This is a genomic window from Mesorhizobium sp. M0189 (genome assembly GCF_040322135.1).
In the GTDB taxonomy this organism is placed as follows: domain Bacteria; phylum Pseudomonadota; class Alphaproteobacteria; order Rhizobiales; family Rhizobiaceae; genus Mesorhizobium.
Genome location: NZ_JAMYSW010000002.1, coordinates 14,140 through 31,240, shown reverse-complemented (window position 1 = coordinate 31,240; position 17,101 = coordinate 14,140). Strand labels below are relative to the sequence as shown.

Here is a 17,101-nt window from a genome sequence, read left to right as displayed (position 1 = left end):
AAGCCTGGGGTCCTGCGCAGGCAGGGCCCCTTTTCGTTGGCGAGCCAGCCCGGTATTGTTTGCGGACCTCGCAGGAGTGGTATTCTCAATGGCATCGACGATTTTGGAGATGCGCGACATCACCAAGACGTTTCCCGGCGTCAAGGCGCTGTCGAACGTCAAGCTCATGGTCGAGGAAGGCGAGATCCATGCCGTGGTCGGCGAGAACGGCGCCGGCAAGTCGACGCTGATGAAGGTGCTGTCGGGTGTGTATCCGTCCGGCACCTATGACGGCCAGATCATCTATCGCGGCGATGAGTGCCATTTCAAAGGCATCCATGACAGCGAGCGCAAGGGCATCGTCATCATCCACCAGGAGCTTGCGCTGGTGCCGATGCTGTCTATCGCCGAAAACATATTTCTCGGCAACGAGCAGGCCAAATACGGCGTCATCGACTGGAATGCCAACGAGACGCGCACCAGCGCCCTGCTCAAGAAGGTCGGCCTCAAGGAAGACCCCAACACGCTGATCACCAATATCGGCGTCGGCAAGCAGCAGCTGGTCGAGATCGCCAAGGCGCTCAGCAAGGAAGTGAAGCTGCTCATTCTGGACGAGCCGACGGCGAGCCTGTCCGAAAAGGACAGCCAGGCGCTGCTCGATCTGCTGCTCGAATTCAAGCGGCAGGGCATCACTTCGATCCTGATCTCCCACAAGCTCAACGAGGTGAACCGGGTCGCCGACAAGGTCACGATCATCCGTGACGGCCGGACCATCGAGACGTTGGCCAAGAAGGACATCTCGGAGGACCGCATCATCACCTCGATGGTCGGCCGTTCGCTCGACGACCGCTACCCGCCGCGAGAGCCGAAGATCGGTGAGACCGTTCTCGAAGTGAAAAACTGGTCGGTCTACCATCCCATCCATGCCGAGCGGCAGGTCATCAAGGGCATCAACCTCAACGCCCGCAAGGGCGAGGTGGTCGGCATTGCCGGGCTGATGGGCGCCGGCCGGACCGAGTTTGCCATGAGCCTGTTCGGCCGGTCCTATGGCCGTCGCATCACGGGCGAGGTGTTCCTTAACGGCAAGCCGATCGATGTCTCTTCGGTGAGCAAGGCGGTGGAACACGGCATCGCCTATGTTACGGAGGACCGCAAGACCTACGGTCTCAACTTGATCGACCATATCAAGCATAACATCACGCTGGCCAACCTGCCCGGCGTCTCGCGCCATGGCGTGATCGACGATTTGCGCGAGCTTTCCGTCGCCAACGATTATCGCGGCAGGACCAATATCCGCGCCTCAAGCGTCTACCAGATGACCGGCAACCTTTCTGGCGGCAATCAGCAGAAGGTGGTGCTGTCGAAATGGCTGTTCGCCAATCCGGAAGTGCTGATCCTCGACGAGCCGACACGCGGTATCGATGTCGGCGCCAAATATGAAATCTATACGATCATCGCGCGTCTCGCCTCCGAGGGTAAGGCAATCATCGTCATCTCGTCGGAAATGCCCGAACTGCTCGGCATCACCGACCGCATCTACGTCATGAACGAAGGACGCATCGTCGGCGAAATGGCGGCGAGCGACGCCAGCCAGGAAAAGATCATGCGCGCCATCGTCCGTGGAGAAGGGAAAGCATCATGAGCACCGAAAGCGCTCCCGGGCCGCAAACCGGCGTCGCCCAGGATATACAACAGGCACCTCGCATTGCCGTCTCGGCGCTGGTCACCAATCTGCGCGAATACGGGTTGGTGCTGGCGTTGATCGCAATCATGGTGTTCTTCCAGTTCACCACGTCCGGAACGCTGTTCAAGCCGGTGAACCTCAGCAATCTCGTGCAGCAGAACAGCTTCATCATCGTGATGGCGCTGGGCATGCTTCTGGTGATCGTTTCGGGCCATATCGATCTCAGCGTCGGCTCAGTCGCCGGCTTCATCGGCGCACTGGCGGCGATGATGATGGTTATCTGGCCGCTTGGCCCATTGAGCAATCCGCTGGTGGTGTCGATCATCTGCCTGATCGTGGGTGGCGCGATCGGCGCGGCACAAGGCTACTGGATTGCCTATCACCGAATACCGAGCTTTATCGTCACGTTGGCGGGCATGCTGATCTTCCGCGGCATCTGTCAGGCGCTGCTGGGTGGCGGGTCTTCCGTGGGGCCGCTTCCAGTCGGCTTCAAGGCGCTGAGTTCCGGCTTCATTCCGGACCTGATCGGCCCATTGACGCTGATACCACCGACCGTGAACGCCGCCGGCAAAACCATTGTCGGCAGCGGCCTGACGCTGCACCTGACGACTATCGTGATCGGCCTCGCCGCCGTGCTCGCCTATGCCTATTTCGGGCTCAGGGCGCGGCGCACCCGCGAGCGGCATGGCTACGAAGCCGAGCCTTTCTCGCTGTTCGTCGTCAAGACCCTGGTGATCAGCGGGCTGGCACTGTTTCTGGTCTACCAATTCGCCACCTATAGGGGCCTGCCCATCGTTCTCATGGTGATGGGCGTGCTGATCGCGTTGTTCGTCTTCGTTACCAAACGCATGACGATCGGACGCCGCATCTATGCGATGGGCGGCAATGCCAAGGCAGCCCAGCTATCGGGCATCAAGACCGAACGGCTGACGTTGATGGTGTTCATCAACATGGGCGTGCTGTCGGCACTCGGCGGCCTGATTATCGCGGCGCGCCTGGGGCAGGCGGTGCCGGCGGCGGGCCTCGGCAGCGAACTCGACGTCATCGCCGCGGTGTTCATTGGTGGCGCTTCGGCGATGGGCGGCGTCGGCCAGGTCATCGGCGCGGTAGTCGGCGGTTTCATTATGGGCGTCATGAACAACGGCATGTCGATCATGGGCGTCAATGTCGACTGGCAGCAGGTGGTCAAAGGCCTGGTGCTGCTCGGCGCCGTCGTCTTCGACGTCTACAACAAGAACAAGGCTTGAGAGGCAACCAGGAGGCATACGGGTCACATCGCGGCGCTGCCGGGCGGCGCGAAGAAGTCCCCCGAGGGACCTGACCCGCGAGCGCAATCCGGACGAAGAATTTCAACCGCGGCGTGGACAGGGTCCGAGCCGCGCCGGGCAGGGTTTGCCAAGAAGGCAGGCCGCAATTCAGAGAGGGTTACCATGCTGATCTCACAGATCCTCGACGACGCCGAGACGATCCGCGTCGTTGCCCGCAACGGCGGCAAGACCCGCGTCATCAACGGCGCTCGCAGCGTCTATTCGCTGGCGATGGAAGCCGCGCGCACCGGCACCGGGCTTGTCGCCCTGATCGAGCGCAAGGGCTTCGGCGAAACCGTCGATCTCGACGCAGCCTACAAGAAGGGACGGCTGCTGTCGCCGATCAACCATCCCGATCCGGCGCATCTCCATCTCACCGGCACCGGGCTGACGCATCTCGGCTCCGCCGCGACCCGCGATTCCATGCACAAGAAGCTCAGCGATGGCGGCGAGGAACAGCTGACCGATTCCATGAAGATGTTCCGCATGGGGCTGGAGGGCGGCAAGCCGGCGAAGGGCCAGATCGGCGTGCAGCCCGAATGGTTCTACAAGGGTAACGGTACCATGGCAGTGGCGCCCGGCGCGGCGCTCATGTCGCCCGCCTTCGCCCAGGATGCCGGCGAGGAGCCGGAAATCGCCGGAATCTATGTGATCGGCGACGACGGCGCCCCGTTCCGCGTCGGCTTCACGCTGTCGAACGAGTTTTCCGACCACGTCACCGAGCGCGTGAATTATCTCTTCCTCGCCCATTCGAAACTGCGCAACGCCTCGTTCGGGCCGGAGATCCTGATCGGCGACCTGCCGTCCGACATTCGCGGCGCTTCACGCATCCTGCGCCACGGCAAGCTGCTTTGGGAAAAGCCGTTCCTGTCGGGTGAAGCGAACATGTCGCACACCATTGGCAATCTCGAGCATCACCACTTCAAATACTCGGCCTTCCGCCAGCCGGGCGACGTACATGTGCACATGTTCGGCACGGCGACGCTGTCCTTCGCCGACGGCATCAGGACCGAGCCCGGCGACGTATTCGAGATCGAGGCGAAGGATTTCGGCCTGCCTCTGCGCAACCCGCTCGAAATCGAGCAGCCGGTGAAGGTGGCGGTGAAGGCGCTTTGAGCCGGCATAGGCCGCAAAGTGAGGGGAAGCTCAGCGCGCGGCGCGGAAATGCTTGGACAGTTTTAGGCCTTGCGCCTGATAGTTCGAACCGAGATCGGTGCCGTAGAGCGCTTGCGGCCGTTTCAGCATGTGCTCGTAGACCAACCGTCCGACGATCTGGCCATGATCGAGAATGAACGGCACTTCGTGGCTGCGCACCTCGAGCACCGCCCGGCTGCCGGTGCCGCCCGACGCCGAATGGCCGAAACCGGGGTCGAAGAAACCGGCATAATGGACGCGGAACTCGCCGACCAACGGATCGAAGGGCGTCATTTCGGCGGCGTAGAGCGGCGGCACATGCACCGCCTCGCGCGACACCAGGATGTAGAATTCGTCCGGATCGAGCACCAGCTCGCCGGCACCGCTCTTGTAGAGCGGCTCCCAGAAATCGACGACATCCTGCGCGGCGCGCTTGTCGACGTCGACCAGGCCGGTGTGGTGCTTGCCGCGATAGCCGACCAGCCCATCCTTGTCGCCGTCGAGGTCGATCGACAGCGCGATGCCACCGCCTGAGATGTTGGGTGGTTCGGTGGCGACCAGCATCTCGGCGCGATGCAGGTCGTGCAGTTCGCTTTCCGACAAAAGCGCATTGCCGGTGCGGAACCTGATCTGCGACAGCCGCGAGCCGGTGCGTACAACGATCGGGAAGGTGCGCGGGCTGACCTCCAGATAGAGCGGGCCTTCATAACCGGCGGCGATCTTGTCGAACTCGTGGCCGCGGTCGGTCATTACCCGAGTGAAGATATCGAGCCGTCCGGTCGAGCTTTTCGGGTTGGCCGAAGCCGAAATATGAGCGGGCAGCGCCAGGCTTTCGAGCAGCGGCACGATGTAGACGCAGCCGGTTTCCAGCACGGCACCTTCGGCGAGGTTGATCTCGTGCAGCTTCAGCCGGTCGAGCTTGTCGACAACCCTGTGGTCCGGACCGGGCAAGAAGGAAGCACGCACCCGCCAGGCCTTGTCGCCGAGCCTGAGGTCAAGGCTGGCCGGCTGGATCTGATCGGCATCTAACATGCGCGGCGATTTCAGCGCGCCCGTCTGGAACAGCGCGGAAATATCCTGATCGGGAAGAATGCCTGTCTGCCGCAAGGGTCTGGCTCCGTTCGAACGCCGGGCGAGGTCTTGTTCTGTCGCAGGTCCGACCGTGGACGCCTTTGGCACCTGCTTGGTACAACCCTCTTAATCATGCCGGCAATTGACGCAAGCGCGGCGCGGGTCTAAAGCTCGTTATCCCGTGGTGATTTGGCCGGTCGGCTTGCAGCCACGTTAAACAAGTCGCTAAAGGACCGTCGGGCCGCAAGGCCATATGGACCGGTTGCGACTTTCGCGACCGGTTTTTTGTTGTTTGGACCAATTTTGGTGTTTGGATAGAATGATGACCAAGAAGCGCGACTGGAAGCCTCAGACCGCACTCGTGCACGCCGGGACGCTGCGTTCCGGCTTCGGCGAGACCTCCGAGGCGATGTATCTCACCCAAGGCTATGTCTACGAGACGGCGCAAGCGGCGGAAGCCCGCTTCAAGGGGGAGGAGCCGGGCTTCATCTATTCGCGCTATGCCAATCCGACGGTCGACATGTTCGAAAAGCGTATGTGCGCGCTGGAAGGCGCCGAGGACGCGCGCGCTACGGCGTCCGGCATGGCGGCGGTGACGGCAGCGCTGCTGTGCAGCGCCAAGGCGGGCGACCATGTCGTGGCGGCGCGCGCACTGTTCGGCTCCTGCCGCTGGGTGGTCGAGACGCTGGCGCCGAAATACGGCATCGAGGCAACGCTGGTCGATGGCACTGACATCGCCAATTGGGAACAGGCGGTCAAGCCGAACACCAAACTGTTCTTCCTGGAAAGCCCGACCAACCCAACGCTGGAGGTGGTCGACATCGCCGCCGTCGCGGCACTTGCCAACTCGATCGGCGCCAGGCTGATCGTCGACAATGTCTTCGCCACGCCCTTGCAGCAGAAACCCTTGCAGCTCGGCGCCCATATCGTCGTCTATTCGGCCACCAAGCATATTGACGGCCAAGGGCGCTGCCTTGGAGGCGTTATCTTGTCGGACAAAAAATGGATCGACGAGAACCTGCATGACTATTTCCGCCACACCGGCCCCAGCCTCTCGCCCTTCAATGCCTGGACCCTGCTGAAAGGCCTGGAGACGCTGCCGCTGCGCGTACGCCAGCAGACGGAAAGTGCCGGCCGCATAGCGGATTTCCTCGCCGAGCGCCCGCAAATCGCCCGTGTCATCTATCCCGGCCGTGCCGACCACCCGCAAGCGGCCGTGGTCAAGAAGCAGATGTCGGGCGGCTCAACGCTGATCTGCCTGGATGTGAAGGGCGGCAAGCAGGCGGCCTTTGCTTTCCAGAACGCGCTCGACATCGTGCTGATTTCCAACAATCTCGGCGACGCCAAGAGCCTGATCACCCATCCGGCGACGACCACACACAAGAACTTGACCGATGAGGCCCGCGCCGAGCTCGGCATCGGGCCGGGCACGCTCAGGCTTTCCGTCGGCCTGGAAGATACCGACGATCTGCTCGAAGATATCGAGCAAGCGCTGAGAGCCGCCGGATAGGGCTGACCGAACAGAGGTGAGCGGGGGGCGCCGATCAGGCGCCGGACGGGGTCTCTTCCAGCTCCGCGACGGCCTTGGTCTGGATGGTCATAACGTTGCCGCGCCAGTCGACGGCGCCGCTCAGCCAGCCGCGCGCCCATATCGCCGGCAGCATGCAGTCGCGAACCATCATCGCCAGGATGGTGCGCAGCGACAGGTGCCATCCTTTGACCCAGGCCAAGGCACATTCCGGCAGGTAGGCCGCGACCAGCACGGCGATGGCGGTTGCCGGCAGGCTGACGCCGGCGTCAGCCGCCGCGATCAGCGCAAGCAGCAGCGGCGGCGCCGCGCCGATCAGGATCTCGGGGGCGAAGAACAGCGCGAAGGTGACGCGGCGCAGCCGCGCCCAACGCGCCTGCCGAGACCAGATCTCGCCAAGCGTGCGCCGGCCGAGCGGCTGTTCGAAGGGCGAAGCGACAAGATTGACGCGAAGTCCGAGCCGGTTGACCAGCTTGGTCGCGGCGGCGTCCTCGGCGATCTCGGCGGCCAGTGCGCGGATGCCGCCATTGGCGTCAAGCATCGGCTTGTTCCACAACATGCTCTTGCCCTGGGCGAAGCCAAGGCCGAGCGCCTCTCCAGCGTACTGCCAGCGTGCCTGCAGTGTGTTGAGAAAGGCGCATTCGACCTCCCCCCAAAACCCTTCAGGCCGCGAGCCGATCGGCGTCGAGCAGACGAGGCCGGTGTCGGGCCGCCATGCCGCCATCAGCTGCTGGACATAATCGCTCGGCATAAGCACGTTGGAATCGGCAAGGATGGACCAGCGATAAAGCGCCGCTTCCCAACCCTTCACGCAATTGTTGAGTTTCGGATTGCCGCTGATGCGGTCGTCGCCGACGAGCAGCCGGGCGCGTATAGCCGGAAAACGCGCCATTGCAGCGGTGATCGATTTGACCACGGGGTCGTCGGCATGGGCGACGCAGAAGATGAGTTCGTAGCGCGGCCAGTCGAGTGAGAAGGCGCGCTCCAGCGTCTCCTCGGTAAACGGCTCGACGCCGCGCGCCGGGACGACGATCGATACCGGTGGCACGGTGGCGGCGGGCGATGCGATCCTGGCTGCTCGCTTCAGCTTCAGCGAAGCTAACAGGATGCTGGCGAGATTTGAAAGAAGGAGAGCTATGGAAAAGAGGGCGGCTGCGAATGTCGGTTCCATCGAGATCTGGTCACTCCAGAAATGCTGGCCGCATGACGGCCGTTTTCAACAATTCGACAGAACACCGAGTCGCCCGGCACAAGCCTGCACACCATCATTGTCATGTGTCACTTAAATGACATTGTTTTTCGGCACCTGCGCTTGAGTCGGGCAAGGAGATGACGCGCATCGTTGATCAAACTGCGCTGAGCGTCGAAAGTTCCGTCTACATTGCTTTGGAGCAGTTCATGTACAGCGCCGTCACCCGCAACATCGAAGTGCAGGTCAGGCCGTTCTATCTGGAGGATCATTCCGACCCGCCGCAAAACCGCTATGTCTGGGGCTACCAGGTGACCATCGACAATCGGTCGGACGAGTTCGTGCAGCTTCTGTCGCGCTACTGGCACATTACCGACGGCACCGGCAAGGTCGAGGAAGTGCGCGGCCCCGGGGTCGTCGGCGAGCAACCCGGACTCAAGCCCGGCGACAGCTATCAGTATACGTCTGGATGCCCGCTCTCGACCCCGTCCGGCATCATGGTCGGGCACTACACAATGCGCAACAAGCGGGGCGAGACCTTCGACGTCGCCATCCCCGCCTTCTCACTCGATTTGCCAGGCACGCGGCGCACCGTCAATTGACGTTCACTTTGATTCCTCTTCCCGCCTTGCGGGGCGAGGAACCCAAGTTCTGCGAAGGCAGCCGCACTGACGCTCGTTATTGAGCCGCTGCAAATTCCGCCGGGTCGAAGTCATATTGCTTCGAGCAGAATTCGCAGGCGACGTGAATGCTACCATCCTCGGTGCTGTCTCTGATCTCCTCGGCGGAAAAACCCTCGAGGATGCCGCGGATCTTCTCCCTCGAGCATGAGCACTGGTCGGCGACCGGCACGCCGCCGAAGACGCGGACACCATGCTCGTGGAACAGCCGGTAAAGCAGCCGCTCGGCGCCGATAGTCGGATCGATCAGCTCGGTCGGTTCAATAGTACCAAGCAGCGCCAGCAGTTCCTGCCAGGAATTGTCGGTCGGGTCGTGGATTTCCTCACGCGGATCGCCGTCGCCCCCGGGAAGGTCGGGTACGCGCATGCGTTCCGGCGACTGCGGCAGGAATTGTGCCAGCAGGCCACCGGCGCGCCATTGCTCGCGGGCACCGCCGACGCCGGGCGTCAGAAGCTTGGCCACCGAAAGCCGTAGGTCGGTCGGAATCTGCTCCGATTGGCGGAAATAGGTGCGTGCGGCTTCTTCCAGCGTGACGCCGTCGAGCTGGACGATGCCCTGGTAGCGTTGCGTGTGGGCGCCCTGGTCGATTGTCAGCGCCAGGACGCCGCTGCCGAGCAGCGTCTGCGGCGACGTCTCGCCGGCAGCCGTCAAAGCCTCCAGCCGGTCGGCATCGAAGCGGGCATAGGCGCGCAGCGCGTGCGGCGTGGAGAAATCCGCGACCAGCATATCGACCGGCCCGTCGGTGCGGGTCTGCAGAATGAACTTGCCCTCGAACTTCAACGAAGTTCCGAGCAGGACGGTCAGCACACAGGCTTCGGCCAGTAGTCGTGCCACCGGCTCGGGATACTCGTGGCGGCTGAGAATAGCGTCGAGCATCGGCCCGAGCTGGACGGTACGGCCGCGCACGTCGAGCGGGCCGACCTCAAACGGCACGACATGGTCGTCGCCGGCGTAGCCGAACTCGCCGAGCTTGGGTTGATGTTCAGCCAATTGACGAGTTTCCAACATGACAAAGCTCCGGGGCGCGGCGATGCCGCCCTCCGGGGCGCATGCGACGAGACGCGCTCGATTTGCGTGATGCGCCTGAGATAGGCACCACGAACTCCCGGATCAAGGCGGCCCGGATCAAGCGCCCAGGCACCAGGCCAAAACCGCCTTCTGGGCGTGGAGCCGGTTCTCGGCCTCGTCGAACACCACCGAATGCGGCCCATCGATGACCTCGTCGGTAACCTCCTCACCGCGATGCGCCGGCAGACAGTGCATGAACAGCGCGTCCGGCTTGGCTTTCGCCATCAGGGCCGCGTTGACCTGATAGGGCAAGAAGACATTGTGGCCGCGCGCACGGTGCTCCTGACCCATCGAGACCCAGCAGTCGGTGACGATGCAGTCGGCCTCGTGAACGGCCTCCTCGGGCGAACGAGTGAATTTCAGCTTGCCGCCATTGGCCTTCGACCAGTCGACATGCCTCTGAGCCGGTTCGCTGCCTTCGGGCACGGCGACGTTCAGCTTGAAGCGGAACCGCGCAGAGGCCTCCAGTAAAGAATGCAGGACATTATTGCCGTCGCCGGTCCAGGCGATCGTCTTGCCGGCCACCGGACCGCGGTGCTCTTCGAAGGTCATGATGTCGGCCATCAACTGGCAGGGATGGGTTTCGTCGGTCAGCCCGTTGATGACGGGCACCGTAGCGTTTTCCGTCAGTTCCAGCAGCCGGTCATGCGAGGTGGTGCGGATCATGATGGCATCGACATAGCGCGACAGCACCTTGGCCGTGTCTGCAATAGTCTCGGAACGGCCAAGTTGCATCTCGGTGCCAGTCAGCATGATCGTCTCGCCACCCAACTGCCGCATGCCGACGTCGAACGACACGCGCGTGCGCGTCGAGGGCTTGTCGAAGATCATCGCCAGCACCTTGCCTTCGAGCGGCTTGGTGCGTTCGCCGGCCTTGAGCCTCGCCTTTCGCACAGCTGCGTCGTCGAGCATGAAGCGCAGATCGCCTTCGGAAACGGCGGAAAGATCGGTGAAGTGGCGAAGGGACATCAGGAATTCCAGGATTACTTCGCGGCGGCAGCGACGATGGCATCCGCCAGGCTCTTGGCGCCGGCACGAATGCGCTCGAGCCCCTCGTGGATCTCGGCATCGGTGACGGTGAGAGGCGGCAACAGACGGATAACGTTGTCGCCGGCCGGAACCGTCAAGAGATGCTGGTCGCGCAGTGCCACCGTAACCTTGGTGTTGGGCATCGCGCATTTAAGGCCGAGCATCAGGCCGGTGCCCCTGATGCTTTCGATAACGTCCGGAAATTCGTCGGCGACACCGGCCAGCCCCTGTTTCAAGAGCAGCGCCTTGCGCCGGACGTCATCGAGAAAGCCGTCTTCCAGCACCACGTCGAGCACGGCGTTGCCGACCGCCATGGCCAGCGGATTGCCGCCGAAGGTGGTGCCGTGCACGCCGGCGGTCATGCCGGCCGCTGCCTCGTCGGTGGCGAGGCAGGCGCCCATCGGGAAGCCGCCGCCGATGCCCTTGGCCACCGCCATGAGGTCGGGTGTGACACCCGCCCACTCATGCGCGAACAGCTTTCCGGTGCGGCCGACGCCGCATTGGACCTCGTCGAAAATCAAGAGCAGTCCGTGCTGATCGCAGAGCTGCCTGAGCCGCTTCAGCGATTGCGACGGCACTTGCCTGATGCCGCCCTCACCTTGCACCGGCTCGATCAGGATCGCCGCGGTTTCAGGCGTGATCGCCTTTTCGGCGGCGTCGATGTCGTCGAAGCCGACTTGGTCGAAGCCGTCGACCTTGGGGCCGAAACCTTCCAGATATTTGTACTGGCCGCCGGCGGCGATGGTCGCCAGGGTGCGGCCATGGAAGGCGCCTTCGAAGCTGATGGTGCGGAAGCGCTCGGGATGGCCCTTGACGAAGTGATAGCGCCGCGCCGTCTTGATGGCGCATTCAAGCGCCTCTGCGCCGGAATTGGTGAAGAACACCTTGTCGGCGAAGCTGGCGTCGGCCAGCCGCTCGCCGAGCCGGCTCTGTCCCGGAATCTCGTACAGATTGGAGACGTGCCAGAGCTTGGCGGCCTGTTCAGTGAGGGCCGCGACCAGATGCGGATGGCTGTAGCCCAATGAATTCACGGCGATGCCGCCTGCGAAATCGAGATATCGCTCGCCCTTGTCGGTGACCAGCCAGGTGCCTTCACCGTGGTCGAAAGCCAGGGGTGCGCGAACAAAGGTCTCGAAAAGCGCCGAACCGCTCATTATATGCGTCTCCGGAACCGGAAAATCAAAAAGCCGCCAAAGCGGCGGCCCTTGTGGCTTATCGTGTTTTTCGGCCGTGAAGTCAACGAAAAGGTCGCGCAAGGACGTGCGGCAAGCCCCCCAGCACAATGCCGGCTCATAAGCGACCGGGCAAGTTGGGGAAAACCGAAAAAACCGATTCGTGTTGGCCTTGGGACTCTTGTCACCGAGTCAGCGCATAAGGTAATTGTAGTAGAGAAATAACTAGATTTCGTGCGGCGGACCTAATCACCCGATATATGTGGTGTCTGCCCGGCAGAAGCCGGGTCGGGAATGGATTCCGATTGCCGCACTTTTCAGCAGGAGCGCGGTCTCATGAACTGGACTGACGAGCGAGTCGAACTTCTCAGAAAATTGTGGTCGGAGGGTCTCAGCGCCAGCCAGATCGCCGCACAGCTTGGTGGGGTCAGCCGCAATGCGGTCATCGGCAAAGTGCACCGGCTGAAACTGTCCGGCCGCGGACGCACAACCGCATCACCGGCACGCCAGAAGAAGACGGTACAGGGATCGACGATCCAGAAATCGGTGTCGCGGGCAGCAAGCGCCACGCGCCATGCCACCACGTCGATGTCGATCGGTGCGACCGCGCTCAAGGCGCAGTTCGATGCCGAACCGGTGTCGCGCCACTATATCCGCCCGGTCGAAAACGTCGTCGTGCCGATCTCCCGGCATCTGCAACTCGTCGAGCTGAACGAGCGCACCTGCAAGTGGCCGAATGGCGATCCGCTTTCGGAAGACTTCCATTTCTGCGGCAACGACGCCGCCGAAACCGGACCCTACTGCAAGTACCACGCCCGGGTGGCGTTCCAGCCGGCGTCGGAGCGGCGGCGGAGCAGGTGAATGGTGGCGGCTTGAGCCTGGCGTAAGAAGCAAGGCTCCCATTTAGCCCTATTCACTATTCACCTCTCTTCAAAGCCACCCATTCTTGCGAAACCGCCAGTAAAGAAACGTGCAGATCAGGGCGATTGCCGCCAGTACGGCCGGGTAGCCATATTCCATCCTCAGTTCCGGCATGTCGCTGAAATTCATGCCGTAGATGCCGGCGAATGCTGTCGGCACGGCCAAGATGGCGGCCCATGAGGCAAGCTTCTTGGAGATCGCCGTCTCCTGACTCTGGCCGACCAGAAGGCTCGCCTCGAAGGCGAAGGCGAGAACCTCACGCAGGCTGTCGATCTTTTCCTGGACCGTGCGGATGTGGTCGGTGACGTCGCAAAACAGCGGGTGCATGGCTGTATGGATTTGCGGCAGATCGGCGCTGGTCAGCCGCCGGCAGACCTCCACCAGCGGCAGGGCCGCATTACGCAGGCGCAAGAGATCGCGGCGCAGCATGTAAAGCCGCTCGATGTCGGAGCCGGTCATCGGCTTCAGCAGAACCTTGTCCTCGATCGCCTCGACCTCGTTTTCGATCTGCTCGAGCACCGGCATGTAGTTGTCGACGATGAAATCGAGAATGGCGTAGAGGACGAAATCCTCGCCCTTGGCGAGGGAATGCGGACAGCTTTCCCAGTGCTGGCGAACGGCGGCGTAGGAGGTCGACGGGCCATGCCTGACGCTGACAATGTAGCCAGCGCCGACGAACAGATGCGTCTCGCCGAAGGTGACACGGCTGTCGATCAGCTGCGCCGTGCGGGCAACGATGAACAGGGCATCACCATATTGCTCGATCTTCGGCCGTTGGTGCGGATGCTCGGCGTCCTCGATCGCCAACTCGTGCAGATGGAATTGCGCCTGGACGCGCAGCAATAAATTGCGGTCGGGCTCCAGCAGTCCGATCCAGACGACATGGCCCGGCTTCCCGGCCCATTCGCCGGCTTCCTCGATCGGTATGTCGGCGATGCGCCGCCCAGCCGTGTAGACGCCGCAAGCGATTATGCCCGACATCGGCGGCGCGGGAGCAAACTCGCGGACATATTCCATCCCAGCCTCCTGAAGGCAGGCTTTCATCGCGGAACTGAGAAGTCGGCGCGTCGAAAGCTTAGCGCAATTTGCTCTCAGGTGGCGAATCCGAAATTCGCATTAGTGTCGAGCAGCAGGGGAGCTGCTTTTCGGATTTGAGAGCCACTCCACCAAGTGGCAACTCTAGCGGCCACCACGTTTTGTTTCGAGAACTCACTTCGCAGGCAGCGTTGCGGGAAGAATTATCTTATCCGTCTTGTCGCCCTTCGGGCGATCGGCCGGCATCTGATCGCCGGTGACGATATAGTAGATCGTCTCGGCGATGTTGGTGGCGTGGTCGCCGATGCGCTCGATGTTCTTGGCGCAAAACAGGAGATGCGTGCAGGGCGTGATGTTGCGTGGGTCTTCCATCATGTAGGTCAACAACTCGCGAAACAGCGAGGTGTACATGGCATCGATCTGGTCGTCGCGGTCGCGCACGAAACCGATTTTCCCCACCGACCGCGACGCGTAGACGTCGAGCACTTCCTTGAGCTGGGTCAGTGCCAGATTGGCCAAAGCCTCGAGGCCGCGGAACAGGCTGTTCGGCTGGCGCCCGTCGGCGACGGCAACCACCCGCTTGGCGATGTTCTTGCCGAGGTCGCCCACCCGTTCGAGGTCCGCCGAGATGCGGATCGCGCCGACGATCTCGCGCAGATCCGTCGCCATCGGCTGGCGCTTGGCGATGATGATGATCGCCTTGTCGTCGATCTCACGCTGCCCCTCATCCAGAACCAGGTCGTCTCGAATGACTTTCTGGGCGAGCCCCGGATTCGCATTGACCAGCGCCGCTACTGCCTGCTCGACCATGCGCTCGGCATGCCCGCCCATCGCCGCGATGCGCTTCGACAGATATTTCAGCTCCTCGTCATAGGCGCTGACGATGTGCACGGACTGCATGGACGAATGCCTTCCCGGATCTTCTGGTTGAGTCGTTCGCTCGAATCCCCGCTGATACGCTAGCCGGATGACAGAAAAAAGAAACGGCCCATCATGTGGTAGATAGTACGGCGTCAGCGAGCCGGCAAATGGACCGTGAACGCCGCGCCCTTGCCGACCTCCGACCTGATGGAGAGTCTGGCGTTGTGGCGGGTTAGGATATGCTTGACGATGGACAGGCCAAGGCCGGTGCCCTTTTGGGTCCGGCTGTTCTCGACATCGACGCGGTAGAAGCGCTCGGTGATGCGCGGGATATGTTCTTCGGGGATGCCGGGGCCGAAATCCCTGATGGTGACGTCGATGCCCGGCTCGGGATCGCTGTCGCCGCGCGTGATCGACACCACGACGCGTCCACCGGACTGACCGTATTTGCAGGCGTTTTCTAGCAGGTTTTCAAAAACCTGGAAAAGCTCGTCGCGATCGCCGGGCACGTCGAGCGGCCCTTGCGCGAAATCCCGCTCGATGACGACGCCGCTTTCCTTGACCAGCGGCCCAAGCGAATCGATGACGCTGTCGATGGCCTGGCGCAGATCGACCTCGGTTCCCGGCTTGAGATAGGGCTTCATCTCCAGGCGTGACAGCGACAGAAGGTCGTCGATGAGGCGCGCCATGCGGCTGGTCTGGTTCTGCATGATCTGCAGGAACTGCTCGCGTGCCGCGGGGTCGTTGCGGGCCGGCCCGCGCAGCGTCTCGATGAAGCCAGCGATCGAGGCGAGAGGCGTGCGCAACTCGTGGCTGGCATTGGCAATGAAGTCGGCGCGCATTCTGTCGATCCGGCGCGCCTCGCTCTGGTCCTTGAACACCAGCACGTAGAGATCCGTGGCGTGGCCGACAGAAGACGCGCTCACCCGATAAGCTCGTTCGACCGGCAGCTTCTCGATGTAGTCGACGCTGTCCGAAGCGACGTTGCCCGACAAGATATTATCCAGCAAGGCCTGCATTTCCGGCGCGCGGAATTTCAGCGACAGCGATACGCCGGGGGCAATCCCACCAAAGGCTGCAAAGGCGGCGGCGTTGGCATGGACGATGGCGGCGGAGCGATCGAAAATGACCAGCGGATCGGCAACCGCCGCCGCGAGATATTCGCCGGAAAGCCGTTGCAGGCCGCTCGCCTCGATGGCCGCGGCATTTTCGGTCGATTGATGCGCGACGCCGGCCGGCAGCATCGCAGCGGCAACCAGCACGGCGCCTGCCAGCAGCACCACATAGCCGGATATGCCGGCAAAACCATAGACCATCAGAACTGCAACGAAGCCGGCCGCCAGCAGCCAGCGGCTGTTCCACAGCCGCATGGCGACGGCTTGCGCCCTGCCTTTCCGCTCTGTGCCGATGTCGGCCATTTGCGCTCCGTCGCCTGCGCTCCGTCTGCGGCCACCTCAAGAACTTCCTGCTGGACCGGCATGGAGGCTCCCAATAGCATGAGTCCGGAAGCTGGAAAGGTTCGTCTCGATGAAAAACGCCAAGGAAGGCCCCGCTACAGGTTCGTCGGGGCCGTTGAAGATCATGATCGACGGCAAGGAGCGGGAGTTCGACATCGAGGCCCCCACTCTTCCGGACTGGGTCGAGGACCGCAAGCTGACCGCCGGCGGCTATCCCTACGACAAGAAGATGAAGAGCGAGGGGTATGACGAGAGGCTCGAGCAGCTGCAGATCGAGCTGGTCAAGGCGCAGGCGTGGCTACAGTCGACGGGCAAGCGGGTGATGTCGCTGTTCGAGGGACGCGACGCCGCCGGCAAGGGCGGCACGATCTTCGTTTTGCGCCAGTATCTGAACCCTCGGACGGCGCGCAACGTGGCGCTGACCAAGCCAACACCCACTGAGCTTGGACAATGGTACTTCCAGCGCTACGTCGACCACTTCCCGACGTCGGGCGAATTCGTCACCTTTGACCGCTCCTGGTACAACCGCGCCGGCGTTGAACCGGTGATGGGATTCTGCACGCCCGCGCAGCACGAGCAATTTCTGGACGAGGTTCCGCATTTCGAGCGGATGATCCGCAACGAGGGCATCTATTTCTTCAAATTCTGGCTGAACATCGGCAGGGAAACGCAGCTTGAGCGATTCCATGACCGTCGCTGGAGCCCGCTGAAGAGCTGGAAGTTTTCGCCGATCGACATCGCCGGCATCACCAAATGGGACGACTACACCAAGGCGCGCGACCTGATGGTCGAACGCACGCACAAGGAGTTCGCGCCCTGGATCATTGTGCGGGCGAACGACAAACGGCGCGCACGGCTGGCGGTCATGCAGCGCATTCTCCTGTCACTTCCCTATGACGGCCGCGACCTCGACGTCATCGGCAAGGAGGACAAGAAGATCATCGGCGAAGGGCCGACTTTCCTCGAAAAATAAGCTCACCTCATC

Annotated in this window: 15 protein-coding genes and 1 riboswitch; of the genes, 7 read left to right on the top strand and 8 right to left on the bottom strand. The window is 62.4% G+C overall.

Translation table 11 applies throughout. The annotated features are described in order from the left end of the window. Positions 1-88: 88 nt before the first annotated feature. The 3 genes from mmsA (at position 89) to araD1 (ending at position 4,086) form a co-directional block, all read left to right on the top strand. Positions 89-1,621 carry a multiple monosaccharide ABC transporter ATP-binding protein gene (mmsA, locus tag NKJ09_RS03035; protein ID WP_023719487.1) on the top strand — a complete coding sequence of 511 codons (1,533 nt, stop codon included), beginning with the start codon at positions 89-91 and terminating at the stop codon, positions 1,619-1,621. After that, positions 1,618-2,910, top strand: a complete 1,293-nt coding sequence (mmsB, locus tag NKJ09_RS03030; protein WP_023719488.1) for a multiple monosaccharide ABC transporter permease — start codon at positions 1,618-1,620, stop codon at positions 2,908-2,910. Before mmsA ends, mmsB begins: the two co-directional genes overlap by 4 nt. 183 nt (positions 2,911-3,093) lie before the next feature. Next, positions 3,094-4,086 (top strand): AraD1 family protein, encoded by a 993-nt coding sequence (gene araD1, locus NKJ09_RS03025; protein ID WP_352493788.1) that lies wholly within the window; start codon positions 3,094-3,096, stop codon positions 4,084-4,086. Between the two features lie 30 nt (positions 4,087-4,116). On the opposite strand, the gene NKJ09_RS03020 is transcribed toward araD1, so the two are convergent. Beyond that, entirely contained in the window at positions 4,117-5,211 is a 1,095-nt protein-coding gene (locus NKJ09_RS03020) for a 2'-deoxycytidine 5'-triphosphate deaminase (protein WP_352493787.1), read from the bottom strand. Between the two features lie 135 nt (positions 5,212-5,346). Beyond that, a riboswitch (SAM riboswitch) is annotated at positions 5,347-5,424 on the top strand. Positions 5,425-5,494: 70 nt separating this feature from the next. Between NKJ09_RS03020 and NKJ09_RS03015 the strand changes: the two genes are divergently transcribed. Next, entirely contained in the window at positions 5,495-6,685 is a 1,191-nt protein-coding gene (locus tag NKJ09_RS03015) for an O-succinylhomoserine sulfhydrylase (RefSeq protein ID WP_352493786.1), read from the top strand. 34 nt (positions 6,686-6,719) lie between these two features. Here the strand turns inward: NKJ09_RS03015 and NKJ09_RS03010 are convergent, their stop codons facing one another. After that, entirely contained in the window at positions 6,720-7,874 is a 1,155-nt protein-coding gene (locus NKJ09_RS03010; protein WP_352762289.1) for a ceramide glucosyltransferase, read from the bottom strand. 227 nt (positions 7,875-8,101) lie between these two features. Between NKJ09_RS03010 and apaG the strand changes: the two genes are divergently transcribed. Then, on the top strand, positions 8,102-8,494 hold the full coding sequence (gene apaG, locus NKJ09_RS03005) for a Co2+/Mg2+ efflux facilitator ApaG/CorD (RefSeq protein ID WP_352494020.1): 393 nt from the start codon (positions 8,102-8,104) through the stop codon (positions 8,492-8,494). A gap of 76 nt (positions 8,495-8,570) precedes the next feature. Here apaG and NKJ09_RS03000 read toward each other — a convergent pair whose 3' ends face one another. From NKJ09_RS03000 to NKJ09_RS02990, 3 genes are all read right to left on the bottom strand, one after another. Next, entirely contained in the window at positions 8,571-9,581 is a 1,011-nt protein-coding gene (locus NKJ09_RS03000) for an Hsp33 family molecular chaperone (protein WP_023719494.1), read from the bottom strand. A gap of 117 nt (positions 9,582-9,698) precedes the next feature. After that, positions 9,699-10,610, bottom strand: a complete 912-nt coding sequence (gene argF, locus NKJ09_RS02995) for an ornithine carbamoyltransferase (protein WP_031194171.1) — start codon at positions 10,608-10,610, stop codon at positions 9,699-9,701. A 14-nt stretch (positions 10,611-10,624) separates the two neighbouring features. Further along, on the bottom strand, positions 10,625-11,824 hold the full coding sequence (locus NKJ09_RS02990; RefSeq protein WP_023719496.1) for an aspartate aminotransferase family protein: 1,200 nt from the start codon (positions 11,822-11,824) through the stop codon (positions 10,625-10,627). Positions 11,825-12,178: 354 nt separating this feature from the next. On the opposite strand from NKJ09_RS02990, the gene NKJ09_RS02985 reads away from it, so the two are divergent. Next, entirely contained in the window at positions 12,179-12,703 is a 525-nt protein-coding gene (locus NKJ09_RS02985) for a GcrA family cell cycle regulator (protein ID WP_023719497.1), read from the top strand. Positions 12,704-12,772: 69 nt separating this feature from the next. Here the strand turns inward: NKJ09_RS02985 and NKJ09_RS02980 are convergent, their stop codons facing one another. The 3 genes from NKJ09_RS02980 to NKJ09_RS02970 form a co-directional block, all read right to left on the bottom strand. After that, positions 12,773-13,780, bottom strand: a complete 1,008-nt coding sequence (locus NKJ09_RS02980; RefSeq protein WP_352482481.1) for a magnesium and cobalt transport protein CorA — start codon at positions 13,778-13,780, stop codon at positions 12,773-12,775. A 192-nt stretch (positions 13,781-13,972) separates the two neighbouring features. Then, the gene (phoU, locus tag NKJ09_RS02975; protein WP_352762288.1) at positions 13,973-14,698 is read right to left on the bottom strand and encodes a phosphate signaling complex protein PhoU; all 726 of its coding nucleotides are present in this window, start codon (positions 14,696-14,698) and stop codon (positions 13,973-13,975) included. Between the two features lie 113 nt (positions 14,699-14,811). Then, complete coding sequence (locus NKJ09_RS02970; protein WP_352762286.1) at positions 14,812-16,077, bottom strand: ATP-binding protein; 1,266 nt, start codon at positions 16,075-16,077, stop codon at positions 14,812-14,814. 109 nt (positions 16,078-16,186) lie between these two features. Between NKJ09_RS02970 and ppk2 the strand changes: the two genes are divergently transcribed. Next, positions 16,187-17,089 (top strand): polyphosphate kinase 2, encoded by a 903-nt coding sequence (ppk2, locus tag NKJ09_RS02965; protein WP_352482484.1) that lies wholly within the window; start codon positions 16,187-16,189, stop codon positions 17,087-17,089. Positions 17,090-17,101: the final 12 nt, after the last annotated feature.